Raw genomic sequence first — 17,989 nt, 5'->3', positions numbered from 1 at the left:
GCTTTTAAATAAGAAAGGTTAAAAGTGGCAGATAATGTAGTGATTAGGTAGTAGTTTAGTAATTTTATTGTATAAGTGTAGATTACTCGTATTGAATCATCATAGGAGGAGATTGGAATTTTGTATAAATTGTGAATAATAAACCGTCACGTTTGACTGTACAGTTTATGTATTGTATGATGTAAGTAATATAAACAAGGGGGGAAGATCGTTGGGAAGGTGTATCGAATCGGACAGTTGGCTCTCATGGCTCACGTGTCGAAACGAACGATTGATTATTATACGAATCTAGGTATCTTAAAAGCGGAGCGATCTCAATCTAATTATCGCTATTACGACGAAACAGCATTTGAGACATTACAATTTATTGAGAAGTGCAAAGAAATGCATATGCCGCTTTGTGAGATTAAAGAGAAAATCGAGGAGAAGAAGAAGCTGCTCGGTATCAATGAACACGTTTCGAAACAAGTGAATGAAGTGACAGACCATATTCATCGATTAGAAGTGGAGCTTACTGAGTTAAAACCGCTTTTAGATGAATTGACTGATTCACAACGTGAAAAAATATCGAAATCTTTATCAGGTCAAACGACAGCTTTAATACAGACACTTGCTCTATTATTATAGAATAAGTGAAATCCGACCTCTTTAATTTTTGTATCGGGCTATGTTTTCTAACAAACAAATAAGAAAACATTATAGTATACAGGAGGTGGACACCTTAGTTTTTTAACTAAGGGGATTCATTGGAAATATTTAATTTAGTCATGGTTGCGATTTTAATCGCATTTACTGGATTTTTCGTAGCAGCAGAGTTTGCGATTGTAAAGATACGTTCAAGCCGTATCGATCAGCTTGTTGCGGAAGGAAAACGCGGTGCTTTAGCAGCGAAAAAGGTAACAACAAATTTAGATGAATATTTATCTGCTTGTCAATTAGGTATTACAGTTACAGCTATGGGATTAGGTTGGTTAGGTGAACCGACAATTGAAAAGTTATTACACCCGTTATTTGAGAAATGGAACTTAAATCCTTCTATTTCATCAGTATTAACATTTGGTCTTGCTTTTATGATTATGACGTATTTACACGTTGTAGTAGGAGAATTAGCTCCAAAAACGATGGCAATTCAAAAGGCTGAAAGGGTAACGTTATTATTGGCAGGTCCATTAATGATGTTCTATAAAGTAATGTATCCATTTATTTGGGTATTGAACGGTTCAGCTCGTGTGATAACTGGTTTATTTGGTTTAAAGCCAGCTTCAGAACATGAAGTAGCTCATACAGAAGAAGAATTACGTCTTATCCTTTCAGATAGCTATGAAAGTGGCGAAATTAATCAAGCTGAATACAAGTATGTAAATAACATTTTTGAATTTGATAATCGTATTGCAAAAGAGATTATGGTACCGCGAACAGAAATCGTTGGTTTCTACCTGGAAGATTCAGTAGAAGAACACATGAAAGTAATCCAAAATGAGCGATACACACGTTATCCGATTTTTGGAGAAGATAAAGATGATATTATCGGTATGGTCAACGTAAAAGATTTCTTTATTCGATATATGACCGAGGATCAAAAAGATTTATCATCTATTCGCTCGTATATGCGTCCGATTATTGAAGTGATGGAAACGACTCCAATTCACGATTTATTACTTCAAATGCAGAAGAAGCGAATTCCGATGGCTGTTTTATATGATGAGTACGGAGGAACAGCTGGAATTGTAACGCTTGAAGATATCTTGGAGGAAATCGTCGGCGAAATTCGTGACGAATATGATGAAGATGAAGCACCACCAATTCAACATGTGAACGAGCAACATATTATTGTTGATGGAAAAGTGCTTATCTCAGAAGTGAAAGATTTATTTGGATTACACATCGAAGAAGATGATGTGGATACAATCGGTGGATGGATTATGATGCAAAATCATGAAATCGAAGAAGGACAACACGTTGAGGCGGAAGGTTATGAATTTAAAGTGTTAGAAAAAGACGCTTACCAAATTAAACGTGTTGAAATTCGTAAGATGGAACAAGAACAAGAAGAAGAGAAAGCAGCAACTGTGTAAGTTGCTGCTTTTCTTCTAAAGTACAAAAAATGAGAACTTAGGAGCGGATATTTTGATTCAAGAAGCCTTACGTGTATATCGATTACAATTGTATGTGATCTTTAGTGGTTTACTACTTATGTGGACGATTACTCCGTTTGGAAAACAAGTGACAGGGTTCGGTATTGGATTAGCAGTAAGTGCTTATTGTCTTTGGTTATTAGCTCGCAGAGTGGAGAAACTCGGGAAAAGTATCGTAATGAAGGAAAAGGCTCCTGGATTAGGAGTTTTAAACCGATTTGCAGCTGCTATTTTAGGAGCTATCATCATGTATGAAATTGAGCATGAAATGGAAATGTGGGCATTCGGTACAGGTATTTTAGGTGGTCACTTTTTAATGATTGCAAATTTAGCGTACGCAAATATGCAGTTAGTGAAAGAAGAAGAGAAGCAAAGAGAACATGCTTCGAAAAATATAGAGCTATGATGAAAAGGACCTAATCAGGTTCCTTTTTTAGTTTAGCGATATGATACAAGTAATCAAATTAATGACAAATATAATACGCTTCTTTTTTGTGTTTTTCAATAGTATGAAAAATAATAAAAAAATTTTAAAAAACCCATCGATTTCTAAAGGTTATGTATGTTATTATGACAAAAGACTTTTTGAAAGAGGTGGATACCAATGTTACAAGCGCTACTTATTTTTGTGCTTCAAATTATTTACGTTCCAATATTAACAATCCGTACGATTTTGCTTGTAAAGAATCAAACAAGATCCGCTGCTGGTGTTGGATTGTTAGAAGGAGCTATTTACATTGTCAGTTTAGGTATTGTGTTTCAAGATTTATCAAATTGGATGAACATCGTTGCCTATGTCATTGGCTTTAGTGCGGGACTGTTATTAGGCGGTTATATAGAGAATAAATTAGCAATTGGTTATATTACGTATCAAGTTAGTTTACTAGACCGTTGTAATGAATTAGTAGATGAGTTACGTCACTCTGGATTTGGCGTTACAGTATTTGAAGGCGAAGGTATTAATTCTATACGTTATCGCTTAGATATCGTCGCAAAGCGTTCTAGAGAGAAAGAGCTTTTAGAAATCATTAATGAAATTGCACCGAAAGCGTTTATGTCTTCGTATGAAATTCGCTCGTTTAAGGGTGGATATTTAACGAAGGCGATGAAGAAAAGAGCGTTAATGAAGAAGAAAGATGAACATGCATCGTAAAAAAGAGGAATAGTGATGCATTAAAAGCGCAGTATAAGTCTAAATGTAAAAGGGAGGAATCTATTTTGATGTAGATTCCTCTCTTTTTTTATGAAAAATATTCATCTGTTAATTCAAAAAAACTAAATCGTATAATTATGTTTTTTACTCATTCTCAAATTAATGATTAGCCATATAATTTGAAAAAATACCGGTATGATAAACGTGATTAATAAAACGATAAGTGATATTGATTTAATTTCAGGTGTTTGAATAACACCAGCACCATCAACATCTCGTAGCCAAATAATAGCGGCCCATATTCCAAAAACGATAATCCAAAATATGTTACCAATCCACCAAGAAATCCATCGTTTTTTCATGTTAGCACCCCCTACATTTATCTACTGTTAAAAGTATATTTTCTTTTGTTACATTTATAATGAAACAACTTTAAAATCAGTTTTTAACTGTATATCTAACTTGTTTGAAGGTTACTATTTCTCCATCATCATCATCGTCTTTCGTTTGTAAAAGTTGAACTTTTGGTTTGTAGTCCGTCCTATGAGCGTGTTCGATATCTTTAATGTTAAGTTTGTAGGATTCACCATTTTTTAGTTTTTGTTCCAACACTTTTTTATTAGCAACATAAATAAAAGTTACTTTATTTTCATCAATGCCTTTAGTTTTAATTTCTAATTCATTGTCTTTTGCTGTAATCGTTGGTGTTAATAATTCCATACTGCCTTTCCCGCTTTCTAAAGAATTCTCTGCTATAGTTGAACATCCTGATAATATGATTCCAGTGAATAGAAGAACAGCTAATTTCTGTTTCATAACATCCCTCAATTCCATGTGATTTTTGATTTTTGTATTGCTAGATTACTAGTGCGGAGCGTAAATGTTTAGTTAGTACCCTCTTAATTGTACCATAATATGTAAAATGAAACAGGAGGTATATCCAATTTAAGGGAGAATGAAAAATTTACTGATTTTTGTAAATTCGTATATTTTAGCTTCTATTTCAATCGAAATGTAGACGAGAGAAAGAAATTTTTTATAGAAATTATAATTTTTATATTTTACAATAATGATAGGGAATAGATGAATTCATTTACTTCGGAGGTAGTTATTTGAACATTAATGAGAAGGCAATTGAAATGTTTGAACAAAATAAATATGAGGAAGCAATGGAACTGTTTCAACAAGCAGTACATGAATCTAGAGACGTACAATCTCTCAATAATCTGGCTTGGATGTACTTTTATGAGGAAGAGAATGATGATAAAGCTCTTGAATTAATAAGAGAAGTTGTTAAGTTTAATCCTTCTTCATACTTTCCTTATAACATCTTAGGGGACATTTACATGAAACAAGAAAAATGGACAGAAGCGAAAGAAGCATTACAAAAGTCTATTTCGATTCAACCATCAGATGAAGCATATCATAATGTAGCTGTAGCGCATTATAACCTTGGAGAGCTGGAAAAAGCTTCAGACTTTTTCTTGCGAGTTGCAGGGGATTCGGACTATATCATGTATAGCTATGTAAAATGTTTAATTGATTTAGAACGAACGACAGAAGCAAAAGAGAAGTTAGATACTTTTAACAGGGAATCTGATAATTTTTTAGGGGAAATTAATGTAGCAGATTTATATGTTGAGTTGAATTGCTATAAAGAAGCAATTGAATGGTTCGAAAAGGGATATAAAGAATGCTGGAAAAGTCCTAATTGGATTGGTAGATTTGTGTATGCTCTATATAAAACGAATAATTTCTCCCGTATAAATGAAGTTATACGGGAATGTATCGAAGCGAAAACAGCAGAAATAGAAGATGTTCAGAATGAAGAAGTAGAAGAAAACTGGACAGAAAATGATAAGAAAGAGTTAATTGAGGAATATACAGAAGAGAATAATTGTTATAAAACAATGGTAGAACGTATCAAATCTGGATACGTTCCAGGATTAGAGTTTGAAACTGATTATATAGGGGCTTGCTATTTATTTGGTTGTAAAAGACATAATCACCTTGAATATGAAAAATAAAAAGATTCGACTGTCAAAGATGATGGTCGAATCTTTTTCGTTATAGGTCGCTTGTATTACATAGGTGTATATCCTCTTTAGAGGCCACTTTTTTTATATTCAAAATATGTAGTGAAATAAAACCAATAAGTCCTATTCCGCCAAAAATAAGCCATGGTGTATACATTCCGCTTAAGTTGGATGTAAAAGATGTACCGGTATAATTACCAATGATAAAACCAAATGCGAGTGATAGTTGATAAAATCCGAAGAAAGTGGCTGTATATGATTCATTACTGTAATTTGCAATAGTGATATCAGCGTTAGGTAATACGAGTGTTTCACCGATTGTAAATAAAATTACACAAATAAAGAGCCAATATGGGTGTTGAAATAAAGGAATGAGTAAAAAGGAAATACTCATTAATAAAACACCGTATTTAATAATTGAAAGTGTGTTGTATTTGTGGAATAATTTTCGGAATAATACCATAAATATGACGCCTGTTATCGCATTTATCGTAATAACGAGTGTAGCAAGTTGATTGCTACTACTAATGTTTTTCATATGAAGTGGAAGTGCGACAGTAAGTTGAGTAAACATAATATAGAAGAAAATCATGATAAAGGAAAACAGAAGGAAAGACTTGTTTTGTAAGATGGCCTGTATTCCTAATGTAATAGACGTGTTTTCAGTAGTGACTTGGAAGTGATTTTTAAGTAAGTAAAAGATAAAAGCGAATAACAGCATAAGTGATCCTGTTAGAGAGAAGGCATAGATTGGATCAAGTAAGAGTAAGAACCCTCCTGCAATTGGTCCGATTATTGCACCGCAATTAAAGCTAAGGTTTAAATATGTAAATAAATTTTTTCTCAAATGAGCTGGTTGTGAACCGAATATGGCGCGCGCAGCAGGTTCGTAAAATGCAGTTCCGAAGCCAATAAGTGCAGAAGAAATAGAAATTGTATAGAAATCAGAGCATATTCCTAAAGCGATAAATCCGATTCCTCTCAAAAATAAACCGGCTATCATCATAATGATATAGCCTATTTTGTCAGCAATTAACCCTGAGAATAATGGGATAACTCGTGATGTAATTGTCATAACCGTCAACACTTTTCCTACTTGGACAGCAGAAAAATGAAGAAAGGTTAATAGATAAATAGCTAAAAATGCGTATACTGCAAAATACCCAAAAGACATAAAAAATGAAGAAATAAGCATGAAACGTATCGGTGTTGAGAAACTTTTCATAGAAATCCTCCTAATTATGTAACCAGTAAAATTATTTGATGGTTAACTATTTTATACTATAATTATACATAAAGTCAGAAAAAAGTAAATTTTAAGAAGAAGGTGGATCGAATTGAATCAAAACGCTCCAAATGAACTAGAATATATTCGGGAATTTTTAAATACATGGAGAATACCAAACGATACGAGAGAGCCAATTGATTTGCTGCAAACAGAAGAAGACATAAAGCTTTTTATGAAAGAATATTTTGATGAAGAGTTTCCATTTCATACGATAGAGGAATTAAGAGGTTTTCGAGAAGATATTCGGATGACAATTGAAGGCGAAGGATCATTGCAAAAATGGTTAGAGAAATACACATTTCATGTACATATAAAGGATGATATGAAAGGTATTACATATGAACCGGTATATGAAGAGAATGTGTATACAAAAGTGTTAAGCATTGTGTTAATGTCAATTCAAGAAAATGTATGGGGAAGGTTAAAAGCATGTCCAGATTGTCGCTGGGTATTTTATGATCATTCGCGAAATGGAAGTAAAAGATGGTGCGGTATGTATGCTAGAGAAGAAGGAGGAAGAGCATGCGGTACGATTGCGAAAGTGAAAAACTACCGGGCGAAGAGAAAAGGGCGATCTGGTTATGATATGTAATTAATATTAGAGAAAGAAAAATGGATGGGGGAATGTAGAATATGAAAGGTACGCAAATGTTAGCTTTAAATAAAAAGTGTTGGGATACAGTTGCACCTTATTTCTTTCAAGTGGATTGTTTACCTAAATATGGTCCGTATACGGCGTCTGAAGATGAGATTCGTTTGTTCGATTCAATCAGAAAGAAAAAGGTTCTTGATATTGGCTGTGGAAGTGGGCATTCGTTGCAATATATGGCGGAACAAGGGGCAGAGGAATTATGGGGGCTTGATCTTTCGAGTACACAAATTGAAATAGCGAATAAGACGTTAAAGGATTGGAATCCAAAGTTAGTATGCGGAGCAATGGAAGAAGAAGGCGATATTCCGAAAGGATATTTTGATATTGTATATTCCATTTATGCATTAGGTTGGACTTCGGATTTAAGAAAAACGTTGGAACTGATTTATTCATATGTAAAGCCAGGGGGAAGTTTTATTTTTAGTTGGGAGCACCCGGTATATTCAAACTTACAGTATGGTACGGAAGAAGTTGCTATAAAGTCTTCTTATCATGAGGAAACGCCCATTACGTTTGAAACATTTAAAGGAGAAAATGTACAAGCGACATTATATAAGAGAAAAATAAGTACATACATAAATGAGTTAAATAGAGTGGGATTTAAAATTGAGAGAATAGAAGAGCCTGAACCATCAAGCTCGTTTGATGGAGAACTAGCTGAGCCGTCTACGAAGTATTATTCTTTATATAAAGCTAGAATGGTGCCGACTACTTTTATTATTAAAGCTAGAAAGTAAAGTGTTTTTATAAAAGAAGCCTATGATTTCAAATAGATGAAATGATAGGCTTCTTTATTTTAAAAAAATGAGGTCAAAGGTGTACTTTTCTTATAAAAATGCATTTCATATAAAAGGTGTAATTATTTTGGGGAAGGGGGATTGTTGTGCGTCATCATAGAAAGTGCAAAAAATTTGGAGTGGCACTGCCTCTTTCGCTTATAGGAGCAACGGGTCCGACAGGTAATAGTGGTCCAATCGGTCCAACTGGAGGGCATGAAGGTCCTGTTGGTCCTACAGGGGTGACTGGACCGACGGGAGCAACTGGGCTCCAAGGTCCTCAAGGTATCAGGGGGATACAAGGTCCCCGAGGGACAACAGGAGCACAAGGAATACAAGGAGTTATTGGTGATACAGGAGAGCAAGGTATAACTGGCCCAACTGGTCTCCAAGGTGCTCAAGGATTAATCGGAAACCAAGGTCTAATTGGTGATATTGGAGTACAAGGATTAGAAGGAATACAAGGAGCTACGGGTCCTGCTGGTAGTCAAGGAATACAAGGTATACAAGGAATACAAGGGGAAATAGGTGAGCGAGGACAAACAGGGGCACAAGGAATGCAGGGAGAAAGAGGCGTAACTGGAGTCTCGGGTGTAACTGGTCCACAAGGCCCTCAAGGTGTTCAAGGAATACAAGGAGAGCAAGGGGAAATTGGTCCGACTGGACCAACTGGAAATACTGGTATACAAGGTGTGCAAGGTAATTTAGGAGGTAGTGGTTTACAAGGTGTAACCGGAATACAAGGAATACAGGGTCCGATTGGTCCAACCGGTCCAACTGGTTCTCAAGGAATTCAAGGGGAGCAAGGACCAATGGGTCCACAAGGGGAAACTGGTGTTCAAGGTTTACAAGGTCCCCAGGGAGAAATGGGGCAGGTAGGTCCAACAGGAATACAAGGAGTGCAAGGTGTAATCGGTCCGACTGGTCCAACCGGTTTACAAGGTGATCCAGGTCCAACCGGCCCAACAGGAGCCACTGGGATAACTGGTCCGACAGGTTCTGCAACTGGCCCGACTGGAGCAACAGGGGCAACAGGAGCGACCGGAGCAACAGGAGCGACTGGAATTCAAGGGGTACAAGGAATACAGGGACCGACCGGAGCAACTGGTGTAACAGGTTTGCAAGGAGTACAGGGACCGATGGGGGCAACGGGTCCAACGGGTGATCAAGGCATTCAAGGTCCACAAGGGATACAAGGAGTAACCGGTCCGACTGGTCCGCAAGGTCTACAAGGAATCCAGGGACCGGTAGGAGCAACCGGTCCGACTGGTCCACAAGGAGTGCAAGGGGCACAGGGGCCAATCGGTCCAACCGGCCCTCAAGGGATACAAGGCATACAAGGTGAGCAAGGAGTAAGGGGAGCGACCGGTCCAACTGGTTTACAGGGGCTACAAGGAATCCAAGGTCCGAGTGGTTCAACCGGTCCTCAAGGAGTGCAAGGCATACAAGGTCCGAGTGGCATAACAGGTCCAACTGGTCCTCAAGGAATACAAGGTATTCAGGGACCACAAGGAAGTATAGGCCCAACTGGTCCTCAAGGAATACAAGGTGTGCAAGGTCCACAAGGTGTAACGGGTCAGGCGGGTGCAACGGGTCCTCAAGGAATTCAGGGAATCCAAGGTCCAATTGGTCCAACCGGCCCCCAAGGAATTCAGGGGATACAAGGCGTGCAAGGTCCACAAGGCCCAACTGGTCAGGCAGGCCCTCAAGGTCTACAAGGAATAACTGGTCAGGCGGGTCCAACCGGTCCAACCGGCGAGGCGGGAGCAACGGGTCCTCAAGGTCCACAAGGAATTCAAGGACCACAAGGAGCAACCGGTCCAACTGGAGCAACCGGCGAGACAGGAGCAACGGGCTCACAAGGTCCTCAAGGAATCCAAGGTCCACAGGGGATAACGGGTCCGACTGGAGCAACCGGCCCGACTGGAGCAACTGGTCCACAAGGTCCACAGGGAATCCAAGGTCCACAAGGTGTAACGGGTCAGGCGGGAGCAACAGGCCAGACGGGATTGACTGGTGCAACTGGACCGACCGGAATACAAGGCATACAAGGAATAACAGGAGCGACAGGGGGAACAGGAGTAACAGGCCCAACAGGAGCAACGGGTCCAACAGGCTTAACTGGAGCAACAGGATCATCTGCTATATCGACAGGTGGCGGATATTTCTTTTCTACATCAACAAGCACAATTGCAGCAAATGCCAACATCCCAATTAATTCTGGATCCACTGTATATGGAACTGGTGTATCTTTAACTAGTGCTACGACAGTCACAGTAACGACGCCAGGAATATATTTAGTAAGCTACTATTTTCAAGGGGATGCAAATGGTGGGAATGAGACAGTATCTGTTAGATTGCTATTAAATGGAACGCAACTAACAGGGAGTTTTATACAAAACGTAACGACATCAACTGTAGTAATCGAACCAGCCATTTCAAATACACTTCTTGTGAATGTGACGAGTGCCAATTCAACATTAATATTACAAAATGGCCCGTTAGGTGTAGGGCATGTGACTACTATAGCAGGTGCGATTACAGCAAGCTTAAATGTAGTGAGAATTTTATAAAGAATATAAAAAACACAAGGAATGTCTTTGTAAGACACACCTTGTGTTTTTTAATATTAAATAAACATTTTCTTTATCTTTTCGGTTGAAAAATATGCTGAAAGAAGTATTTGTGATGTAAGTTATCTACAACCTTATTTGCTTGATATGTGCGTTGTTTTTCAATTCGAAGTCTTTGCTCCATCATTTTAATTGCGTGATCAGATAAACGTAACATAATACATTCTCCTTTTCTATAAATATAGGTGACTATTTGATATCGATCCCATATTTATAATTAAGGAGGCAAAATGTGTAACATAGGCAAAAAGCACCTTCCTCTCCCATTACGCTTACGAGGTTAGCTGTCGGACTCGGGAAGTGAGAGTTTCCCTACTTAAAAAAGATTCGCCCCAAGTAGCATAGCTACAAAAATGGTTCCCCCGCTCCAAAATTTGGACTCAGCAAAAGGTTTTATAAAGTAAAAAATAACATAAAGGAGCGAACAAGTCAAATTATTTTGTGTATTCTGTCTTTTTTAATTGCGTAAGAATCATACCGTCAGGAAGTATTGTATCTGATACTGTAATGAATCCGTGTTTTTTATATAAAGTAATAGCAGGGGTATTCGCTTTACCTGTTTGTACAATGTATGCCATTGAAGAGGGAAACATGTTAAATATATAAATTAGGAGTTTCGTTGCGATTCCTTTTTGAAAAAAATCGGGCGATACAACTAGCCTATGGATATCGATTAGTTTTTCTTCTTGTACAAAAGAAATAAAACCGACAAGTTTATTTTCAGAAAAATATCCATAGAATGTTTCAACGCAATTTTGAATATCGTTTACAGTATCATATAAACGAGGTATGGCAGTACTATTTAAGTAGTCTGCTTCAACTTTATAAGCTGGAATTTGAACCTGTAAAATGGATGTTGCTACTTCAAAAGAAGTGGAATTTAACTTAAGAATCATAGACAATGAAGCCTCCTTTAAATATGGTATATGAATATAATTGCTTTATGGGTGAGTTTGACAATATTTTTCTTTTTTGCATATAATATATGTATCTCCATATGTAAAATAGTAGTAAATATATTTCTATAGTGAAATATGATTAGCAATGATAAATACATATGTTTGTATTAAATCATACAAACTATAATAGAAATGGAGGACTAAAAATGGGATGGATTATCACATTAATAGTTGGTGCTATTATAGGTGCAATTGCTAGTTCTATAACAGGTAAAAATTTCCCAGGTGGTATGTTCGGAAATATTATCGCAGGTTTATTAGGTGCTTCGTTAGGTGGTAGATTATTTGGATCCTTTGGGCCATCATTTGGTGGGATTCATGTCGTGCCGGCATTATTAGGTGCAATCGTGTTAATTCTTATTGTATCATTTGTAGTGAAAGCTGCAAGGAAATAGAGATATAGATTATGATGAAGAGCCCTGAATAAGGGCTTTTCATCATTCGAAGAGGTGGTTTCGTTGGAGAAAATAAATATAAGAAAAAGAGATAAGTTAAGAAAGTTTTTTAGAGAACAAAATTATTTGGCGGTATTACTTGGATTTGCGTTATTGTTCATTAATATTTTATTGCTAACAAAAATATCATTTGTTTTTACACCGTTTATCGTATTTTTAAAAACAATTTTCTTCCCAGTACTATTAGCAGGCGTGCTATTTTATATTTTGCATCCATTCGTTTCGCTTTTAGAAAAGAAAGGTGTTTCAAGAATCGTATCGATAGCTTCCATATATTTAATCGTACTAGGATTATTTGTATTTTTAGTTGTAACGGTTATCCCTATTATTAAAGATCAAATTGATGCATTAATTGATAACTTACCGTATTTTGGCCATGAGATTGAACAAGCAGCACGTAGATTCGGGGAAAGTAATTTACTCGGTAAAATTCAGGAGAATTTAAATATTAATGTTGCGAATATGGTAAAAGAATACACAGTTGATTTTACAAAGTCATTATCATCAGTAACTGGGAATGTAACTGGATTTTTGAGTACTGTTACAGAGGTTGTTTTGACATTTGTAATGGTTCCATTTATATTGTTCTATCTTTTAAAAGATGGTGAGCAATTGCCGAATCACTTTTTACAGTTTATTTCAGAGCAAAGACAACCAGCAGCAATGAGAATACTAGATGATATGCATTATGCGATTAGCTCGTATATTAGAGGTCAAATTATCGTCAGCTTATTTATCGGTATTATGCTATTAATTGGTTATCTTATTATTGGTATTAAATATGCGGTATTACTTGCGATTTTAGCGATGATTGTAAATATCGTTCCGTACGTAGGACCAATTATCGCGATTACACCAGCGTTAATTATCGCATTTATCGACTCGCCAGCAATGGTGTTAAAAGTAATTATCGTTATGATGGTTGTACAATTAGCAGAAGGTAAATTTATTTCTCCGCAAGTTATGGGTAAAAAGTTAGATATTCATCCGATTACTATCATTTTTATCATTTTAACTGCCGGAAACTTATTCGGGATTATGGGCATTATTTTAGCCATTCCAGGATATGCGATATTAAAAGTGTTAGTTACACACGGTTATAGATTTGTTAAGTTGAATACGTGAAAAAAAGCGCTAAAACAGTGGGAACTGTTTTAGCGCTTTTTTATTAACAATTGATTTGCATATTGGCGTGCCCATTGATCTGCTTCTAATATAGCATCTAGTGAAGGATCTTTTACGTTATGATGAGCTTCAACTGTTTTGTAAATTGTTTTTTCAATATCGAAAAAGGCAATTTCATTTTTTAAGAATAGCGCATTCGCAATTTCATTTGCTGCATTTAATACAGCGGGAGTAGTACCACCGATTTTGCCACATTCATATGCGTATTGTAGACAAGGGAACTTCTCTAAATCTGGTTTTTCAAAATGTAAACTACCGATTTCTAATAAATTTAATTTTTCATAGGAAGAAGGCAGCCGAGTAGGATAGTGAAACGCATATTGAATCGGCATTCTCATATCAGGAGCACCGAGCTGCGCCATAACTGATCCATCAATAAATTCTACTAAAGAATGAATGATACTTTCTTTATGAATCATTACATTAATTTTTTTATATGGAATATCAAATAGCCATCTCGCTTCCATTACTTCGAACCCTTTATTCATTAATGTGGCAGAATCAATCGTTAGTTTTGCGCCCATTAACCAGTTTGGGTGCTTTAAAGCATCTTTTGCTTGTAATGTTTGCATTTCATCACGTGTTTTATCACGGAAAGCACCACCGGAAGCTGTTACAATTAACTTCTCAATCTCTTTATTATTTTCTCCGTTTAAACATTGGAAAATAGCTGAATGCTCACTATCTACTGGAATTAAGCGACATCCGTTTTGTTTCGCTAGTTCAGTTACGATATGTCCAGCTGCAACCAAAGTTTCTTTATTAGCAATAGCGATATCTTTCTTCGCTTTTAATGCTTCAATTGTTGGAAGTAATCCTGAAACACCTACAACAGAGCTTAATACAAGATTTGAATCAGGGTGAGTAGCTACTGCAATTAAGCCATCAGTCCCGTGTGTGATTTTTGTATTTGCTGAAATACGCGTACGAAGCTTGTCTGCTAAGTCTTTTGTCGCAACGCTTACAATACGAGGTTGAAACGTTTTGATTTGTTGCTCAAGAAGATCGATATTATAATTTGCGGTTAAACCGACGATTTTAAAATGTTCAGGATGAGCTGAAACGACATCTAATGCAGATGTGCCGATGGATCCTGTTGAACCTAAAATTGATATATATTTTACCATGAAAAAACCTCCAAAGTTGTTTCGAATATTTCAACAAACCTATATAACATTAGACAATTGAAGTGGAAATTCCTGCTATATAAAATAGAAAATTAGGGTTTGTTTGGAAGTGAAATGTGATAAACTGTAAAAAATAACGAAAAAGCAATGAAAGAGAAGAGTACATATTCGAAACTTTTTAGAGAGCTGATGTGTGGTGGAAATCAGTAAGGGATGAATATGGAATGGGCTCTGGAGCTTCTAACTGAAATGAGTAGGTAAAGACGGTTACTTCACGTTATTGAAGTATGAAGTGAGCTAATGATAGCTAATTAAGGTGGTACCGCGGGAGTCTCTCGTCCTTTTTTAAGGATGAGGGGCTCTTTTTATTTTGAGAAAGGAGGAGTTAGTGTGAGTGAAAAAATAATGTTAACAGGAATTAAGCCGACAGGTTATCCGCATTTAGGGAATTATATTGGTGCGATTAAACCTGCATTACAAATGTCAAAGAATAATGAAGGAAGAGCATTGTACTTTATAGCTGATTATCATGCATTAAATGCTGTGCATGATTCAGAAAAGTTCAGCAGTTATACGAAAGAGGTAGCAGCTACTTGGTTATCGCTTGGACTTGGGGAAGATGTTGTTTTTTATCGGCAAACAGAAGTACCGGAAATTCTAGAATTAGCTTGGATTTTAGCTTGCCTAACTCCGAAAGGTCTTATGAACCGTGCTCATGCGTATAAAGCGAAGGTGGAGCAAAATAAAGAAGCAGGGTTAGAGGTCGATGCGGGAGTGAATATGGGGTTATACACGTACCCGATTTTAATGGCAGCTGACATATTATTATTTCAAGCTACTCATGTACCAGTTGGAAAAGACCAAATTCAACATATTGAAATTGCGCGTGATATTGCGACGTATTTTAATCATACATTTGGCACGACATTTACACTACCGGAGTATGTAGTGCAAGAAGAAGGAGCTATTTTACCTGGTCTTGATGGAAGGAAGATGAGTAAAAGTTACGGAAATGTAATCCCATTATTTGCAGAGCAAGAAAAACTTCGAAAGTTAATATTTAAAATCAAAACAGACTCTTCACTTCCAAATGAACCGAAAGAACTAGAAACCTTATTTACAATTTATAAAGAATTTGCGACAGAAGACGAAGTACAGTCATTACGTGAAAAATATGAGACTGGAATCGGATGGGGCGATGTGAAAAAAGAGTTGTTTCGCGTTGTAGATCGTGAGTTAGCTGGACCTCGTGAAAAGTACGCAATGTATATGAATGAGCCGGATTTATTATATGAAGCATTAGAAAACGGTGCTGAGAAGGCACGCGCTATTGCGAAGATAAATTTAGCAGAAATTAAAAAACGGATTGGATTTGAGAGGGAACGTTAAGCGTTCCCTTATTTTTTTAGATAATCTGTAATAATCTTCTCGATAACAGGAGGAAGATTATTAGGTAATTCATCAAGTGAAAAGAAGCGTAGTTCTTTTGATTCACTTTGATCGCATACAAGTTCACCATAAAATTCTCGGCAAATATAAACAACGAGTACACCGTGTACTTGATCGCCATTTGGATAGATTTGAAAGAAATCTGGTCCTGAGTATGTACGGAATAGTTCTGGATTTTTAATAATAAGTCCAGTTTCTTCAAACACTTCTCGTTTTAAAGCATCTTCTAACGTTTCGTTATATTCTAAGGCACCGCCAATAATGCCCCAGCGGTTAAAATCTGTACGGAGCTGCAGCAATACTTCATCTTTTTCATTTAATATAATGGCGTGTGATCCTATTAGAATAAGTGGATGATTTCCTACTAGATTTCTCATATCTTCAATATAACCCATGTCATTGCTCCTTGTATTTAATAATAGTTAGGAAGTTCTTTTAACATTCTTTCTGTTTTACGTGCTGTAAAGGCTAAGTTATGGTCATCTTTCGTTCTGAAAAATAATGTGCGTAAAAAGGTTTTAATATTGGCACATAAAATACAATACTCATTAAGCGAAAGGCGTTTTCTAATTTGAGGAAGCCTTTTTATTTTTTTATGAATAATAGAAATTAAATCGTTCTGAGGAAAATCATGATACAGCATTGCTAGTAATGGAGTAACAATGCGTTCATCTTCGTTATTATGAAAAAGGTCAGATGGAATAAAGATTTTATTTAATAAACAATGAATTAATTCTTCGTACCATTCAAAAGTTGTATACGTATTATGAACAATTTCAGTAAAGGCATCAGATACATGAGCAAGACAATGAGCCCATCCTTTATTTTCAATATAGCCCCGAAAATCCGTTTCTAAGTTTGTGTATGTAATGAGTTTATTTTTTATTTCTTCGATATCCTCCTCTGTACAAAAGTAGTGCGAATTAGCGAATTGGAGTATTAACGCAATTAACGAAACAGTGTAAGAACGTGTGAAAACCCCATCTGTATGTGGGGAGTAAATGTCACAATATAAATACTCATCACTTAAACAAGTTTGCAGAAGTAATTTCAGCTGATCGTCCATAAGGAATTCATGATGAATGAAATGCGCAAAACATTTATATATAAGTTGGTAACGAACGTAGCTATCAGTCGTTCCGATATACTGAAGCATGTTCAAAGTTAACTCATTTACGTCTATATGTTGCAGTTGCGTGTAGTCATTTTGTTGTATAAGCTCTAACTGTTGTTGCAATGCTGTAATATCCAATGGAGAACCTCCTCCGCACTTTAAAGATGCGATCTTTTCTAGTATTCTATATATTCAAGGACAATCCTGCTCATGCAAGGAGAACGATTAGAAATTCGAGTATGATATAGATGAGGGAAGAATATGACGACGATAGAACAGTTAGAAAAACATTTTAAAATAAGAAGAAGTGCTTCTTCTATTATGATAAAAGAAAATAATGCAGAGGTTTTTACAGAAGAGCAATTAGAAGAGATGGTGCAATATTACGTTGCTGAAGCTAAAAAAGATGGATTAGAAAAACTACATTTTGAAATCTCTTCAAAAAGTCCAAATTATGATGTGTATAAAAAATGTTTTGAAACGTATTCATTTGAATATGTTACGGAAAACATGATTGTATTTAAAGATATATACGAAGTAGAAGATGTAGAAAGTGAAATTGATTTTAAGCTTATTGAAGAAGTTGGAGAAGAGGCTTTTTATTCACTGTGGAATGAAGCAACGGGAGAACCAGTCGCTCATGATCAATTTGTGCATATGATGCTAGAAGAAATTGGTGAGCAATGGAAAGAACATTGCTTAACAGCGAGTGTCGATGAAAAGCCGATAGGAATTGTAATCCCGCATATTGAAAGAGGTACGTTAGAAGAAGGAAAACTTATGTACTTCGCAGTTACTCCAAATGTGCGTAATAAGGGATATGAAGCCGCATTATTTGCAGGTGCGATGTTTGTCTTAAAGGAAATAGGTGCATCTTATTATATTGGTGAGACAAATATGCAAAATGAGTGGATGAAGGATGTTTTTGAAAAGAACGGATGTCAGCTGCTTAGTTCAACTGAGAGATATGTGAGAAAGTTTTAGGAGGATGAATGATGTATACTCTCGAACTCGTATAGCGGGAGGG

20 protein-coding genes, 1 riboswitch and 1 other annotated feature are annotated in these 17,989 nt (G+C 36.3%); of the genes, 12 read left to right on the top strand and 8 right to left on the bottom strand.

The window, feature by feature from the left end:
* The first annotated feature begins 219 nt into the window (after positions 1 to 219).
* From C3Y97_RS16545 to C3Y97_RS16530, 4 genes are all read left to right on the top strand, one after another.
* The gene (locus tag C3Y97_RS16545) at positions 220 to 627 is read left to right on the top strand and encodes a MerR family transcriptional regulator (protein WP_000285639.1); all 408 of its coding nucleotides are present in this window, start codon (positions 220 to 222) and stop codon (positions 625 to 627) included.
* 119 nt (positions 628 to 746) lie between these two features.
* A complete protein-coding gene (locus C3Y97_RS16540; protein WP_000402258.1) occupies positions 747 to 2,075 on the top strand; it encodes a hemolysin family protein in 1,329 nt (442 codons plus the stop codon).
* 52 nt (positions 2,076 to 2,127) lie between these two features.
* A complete protein-coding gene (locus tag C3Y97_RS16535) occupies positions 2,128 to 2,541 on the top strand; it encodes an ATP synthase subunit I (protein ID WP_000613876.1) in 414 nt (137 codons plus the stop codon).
* Between the two features lie 198 nt (positions 2,542 to 2,739).
* Positions 2,740 to 3,288, top strand: a complete 549-nt coding sequence (locus tag C3Y97_RS16530) for a DUF2179 domain-containing protein (protein ID WP_000938438.1) — start codon at positions 2,740 to 2,742, stop codon at positions 3,286 to 3,288.
* A gap of 122 nt (positions 3,289 to 3,410) precedes the next feature.
* On the opposite strand, the gene C3Y97_RS16525 is transcribed toward C3Y97_RS16530, so the two are convergent.
* Positions 3,411 to 3,650 carry a DUF3923 family protein gene (locus tag C3Y97_RS16525; protein WP_000747681.1) on the bottom strand — a complete coding sequence of 80 codons (240 nt, stop codon included), beginning with the start codon at positions 3,648 to 3,650 and terminating at the stop codon, positions 3,411 to 3,413.
* 76 nt (positions 3,651 to 3,726) lie between these two features.
* Positions 3,727 to 4,122: a hypothetical protein gene (locus C3Y97_RS16520; protein ID WP_002041528.1), complete on the bottom strand. Its 396-nt coding sequence runs from the start codon at positions 4,120 to 4,122 to the stop codon at positions 3,727 to 3,729.
* 278 nt (positions 4,123 to 4,400) lie between these two features.
* On the opposite strand from C3Y97_RS16520, the gene C3Y97_RS16515 reads away from it, so the two are divergent.
* A complete protein-coding gene (locus tag C3Y97_RS16515) occupies positions 4,401 to 5,315 on the top strand; it encodes a tetratricopeptide repeat protein (RefSeq protein ID WP_001024458.1) in 915 nt (304 codons plus the stop codon).
* A 40-nt stretch (positions 5,316 to 5,355) separates the two neighbouring features.
* Here C3Y97_RS16515 and C3Y97_RS16510 read toward each other — a convergent pair whose 3' ends face one another.
* A complete protein-coding gene (locus C3Y97_RS16510) occupies positions 5,356 to 6,549 on the bottom strand; it encodes an MDR family MFS transporter (protein WP_136363531.1) in 1,194 nt (397 codons plus the stop codon).
* A gap of 112 nt (positions 6,550 to 6,661) precedes the next feature.
* On the opposite strand from C3Y97_RS16510, the gene C3Y97_RS16505 reads away from it, so the two are divergent.
* The 3 genes from C3Y97_RS16505 to C3Y97_RS16495 all read left to right on the top strand — a co-directional run bounded on the left by C3Y97_RS16505 (position 6,662) and on the right by C3Y97_RS16495 (position 10,613).
* The gene (locus C3Y97_RS16505; protein ID WP_136363530.1) at positions 6,662 to 7,204 is read left to right on the top strand and encodes a CGNR zinc finger domain-containing protein; all 543 of its coding nucleotides are present in this window, start codon (positions 6,662 to 6,664) and stop codon (positions 7,202 to 7,204) included.
* A gap of 41 nt (positions 7,205 to 7,245) precedes the next feature.
* Positions 7,246 to 8,001 carry a class I SAM-dependent methyltransferase gene (locus tag C3Y97_RS16500; protein ID WP_000679198.1) on the top strand — a complete coding sequence of 252 codons (756 nt, stop codon included), beginning with the start codon at positions 7,246 to 7,248 and terminating at the stop codon, positions 7,999 to 8,001.
* 200 nt (positions 8,002 to 8,201) lie between these two features.
* Positions 8,202 to 10,613 (top strand): BC_3345 family exosporium-associated protein, encoded by a 2,412-nt coding sequence (locus C3Y97_RS16495; RefSeq protein ID WP_481747033.1) that lies wholly within the window; start codon positions 8,202 to 8,204, stop codon positions 10,611 to 10,613.
* A 73-nt stretch (positions 10,614 to 10,686) separates the two neighbouring features.
* On the opposite strand, the gene C3Y97_RS27875 is transcribed toward C3Y97_RS16495, so the two are convergent.
* The gene (locus tag C3Y97_RS27875; protein WP_000945243.1) at positions 10,687 to 10,830 is read right to left on the bottom strand and encodes a hypothetical protein; all 144 of its coding nucleotides are present in this window, start codon (positions 10,828 to 10,830) and stop codon (positions 10,687 to 10,689) included.
* 96 nt (positions 10,831 to 10,926) lie between these two features.
* Positions 10,927 to 11,069, bottom strand: a riboswitch (cyclic di-AMP (ydaO/yuaA leader).
* 38 nt (positions 11,070 to 11,107) lie between these two features.
* Positions 11,108 to 11,569: a GNAT family N-acetyltransferase gene (locus C3Y97_RS16490; protein WP_000601228.1), complete on the bottom strand. Its 462-nt coding sequence runs from the start codon at positions 11,567 to 11,569 to the stop codon at positions 11,108 to 11,110.
* A gap of 209 nt (positions 11,570 to 11,778) precedes the next feature.
* Between C3Y97_RS16490 and C3Y97_RS16485 the strand changes: the two genes are divergently transcribed.
* Complete coding sequence (locus tag C3Y97_RS16485; RefSeq protein WP_000539733.1) at positions 11,779 to 12,027, top strand: GlsB/YeaQ/YmgE family stress response membrane protein; 249 nt, start codon at positions 11,779 to 11,781, stop codon at positions 12,025 to 12,027.
* Positions 12,028 to 12,090: 63 nt separating this feature from the next.
* Complete coding sequence (locus C3Y97_RS16480; RefSeq protein WP_136363528.1) at positions 12,091 to 13,212, top strand: AI-2E family transporter; 1,122 nt, start codon at positions 12,091 to 12,093, stop codon at positions 13,210 to 13,212.
* 29 nt (positions 13,213 to 13,241) lie between these two features.
* Here the strand turns inward: C3Y97_RS16480 and C3Y97_RS16475 are convergent, their stop codons facing one another.
* Positions 13,242 to 14,399: a 1-deoxy-D-xylulose-5-phosphate reductoisomerase gene (locus C3Y97_RS16475; protein ID WP_136363527.1), complete on the bottom strand. Its 1,158-nt coding sequence runs from the start codon at positions 14,397 to 14,399 to the stop codon at positions 13,242 to 13,244.
* 138 nt (positions 14,400 to 14,537) lie between these two features.
* Positions 14,538 to 14,745, top strand: a binding site (T-box leader).
* A 44-nt stretch (positions 14,746 to 14,789) separates the two neighbouring features.
* Between C3Y97_RS16475 and C3Y97_RS16470 the strand changes: the two genes are divergently transcribed.
* Positions 14,790 to 15,788, top strand: coding sequence for a tryptophan--tRNA ligase (locus tag C3Y97_RS16470; protein WP_086692868.1), 999 nt, complete (start codon positions 14,790 to 14,792; stop codon positions 15,786 to 15,788).
* Between the two features lie 8 nt (positions 15,789 to 15,796).
* Here C3Y97_RS16470 and C3Y97_RS16465 read toward each other — a convergent pair whose 3' ends face one another.
* Both C3Y97_RS16465 and C3Y97_RS16460 read right to left on the bottom strand, forming a co-directional pair.
* Positions 15,797 to 16,243: an NUDIX hydrolase gene (locus C3Y97_RS16465; protein WP_000540459.1), complete on the bottom strand. Its 447-nt coding sequence runs from the start codon at positions 16,241 to 16,243 to the stop codon at positions 15,797 to 15,799.
* Positions 16,244 to 16,260: 17 nt separating this feature from the next.
* Positions 16,261 to 17,100, bottom strand: a complete 840-nt coding sequence (locus tag C3Y97_RS16460; protein WP_000355451.1) for a DUF2785 domain-containing protein — start codon at positions 17,098 to 17,100, stop codon at positions 16,261 to 16,263.
* Between the two features lie 123 nt (positions 17,101 to 17,223).
* On the opposite strand from C3Y97_RS16460, the gene C3Y97_RS16455 reads away from it, so the two are divergent.
* Complete coding sequence (locus C3Y97_RS16455; RefSeq protein WP_000207419.1) at positions 17,224 to 17,946, top strand: GNAT family N-acetyltransferase; 723 nt, start codon at positions 17,224 to 17,226, stop codon at positions 17,944 to 17,946.
* Positions 17,947 to 17,989 lie beyond the last annotated feature (43 nt).

This window comes from Bacillus sp. DU-106, assembly GCF_004799705.1.
GTDB classification, from domain to species: Bacteria; Bacillota; Bacilli; order Bacillales; family Bacillaceae_G; genus Bacillus_A; species Bacillus_A cereus.
This window is presented reverse-complemented; position numbering and strand designations above follow the sequence as displayed.

Excerpts from the sequence above, each read along its gene's own strand:
- C3Y97_RS27875 (WP_000945243.1), bottom strand. The coding sequence starts at position 10,830 with ATGTTACGTTTATCTGATCACGCAATTAAAATGATGGAGCAAAGACTT.
- C3Y97_RS16510 (WP_136363531.1), bottom strand. The coding sequence starts at position 6,549 with ATGAAAAGTTTCTCAACACCGATACGTTTCATGCTTATTTCTTCATTT.
- C3Y97_RS16525 (WP_000747681.1), bottom strand. The coding sequence starts at position 3,650 with ATGAAAAAACGATGGATTTCTTGGTGGATTGGTAACATATTTTGGATT.
- C3Y97_RS16500 (WP_000679198.1), top strand. The coding sequence starts at position 7,246 with ATGAAAGGTACGCAAATGTTAGCTTTAAATAAAAAGTGTTGGGATACA.
- C3Y97_RS16490 (WP_000601228.1), bottom strand. The coding sequence starts at position 11,569 with ATGATTCTTAAGTTAAATTCCACTTCTTTTGAAGTAGCAACATCCATT.
- C3Y97_RS16455 (WP_000207419.1), top strand. The coding sequence starts at position 17,224 with ATGACGACGATAGAACAGTTAGAAAAACATTTTAAAATAAGAAGAAGT.
- C3Y97_RS16475 (WP_136363527.1), bottom strand. The coding sequence starts at position 14,399 with ATGGTAAAATATATATCAATTTTAGGTTCAACAGGATCCATCGGCACA.
- C3Y97_RS16520 (WP_002041528.1), bottom strand. The coding sequence starts at position 4,122 with ATGGAATTGAGGGATGTTATGAAACAGAAATTAGCTGTTCTTCTATTC.
- C3Y97_RS16485 (WP_000539733.1), top strand. The coding sequence starts at position 11,779 with ATGGGATGGATTATCACATTAATAGTTGGTGCTATTATAGGTGCAATT.
- C3Y97_RS16465 (WP_000540459.1), bottom strand. The coding sequence starts at position 16,243 with ATGGGTTATATTGAAGATATGAGAAATCTAGTAGGAAATCATCCACTT.
- C3Y97_RS16530 (WP_000938438.1), top strand. The coding sequence starts at position 2,740 with ATGTTACAAGCGCTACTTATTTTTGTGCTTCAAATTATTTACGTTCCA.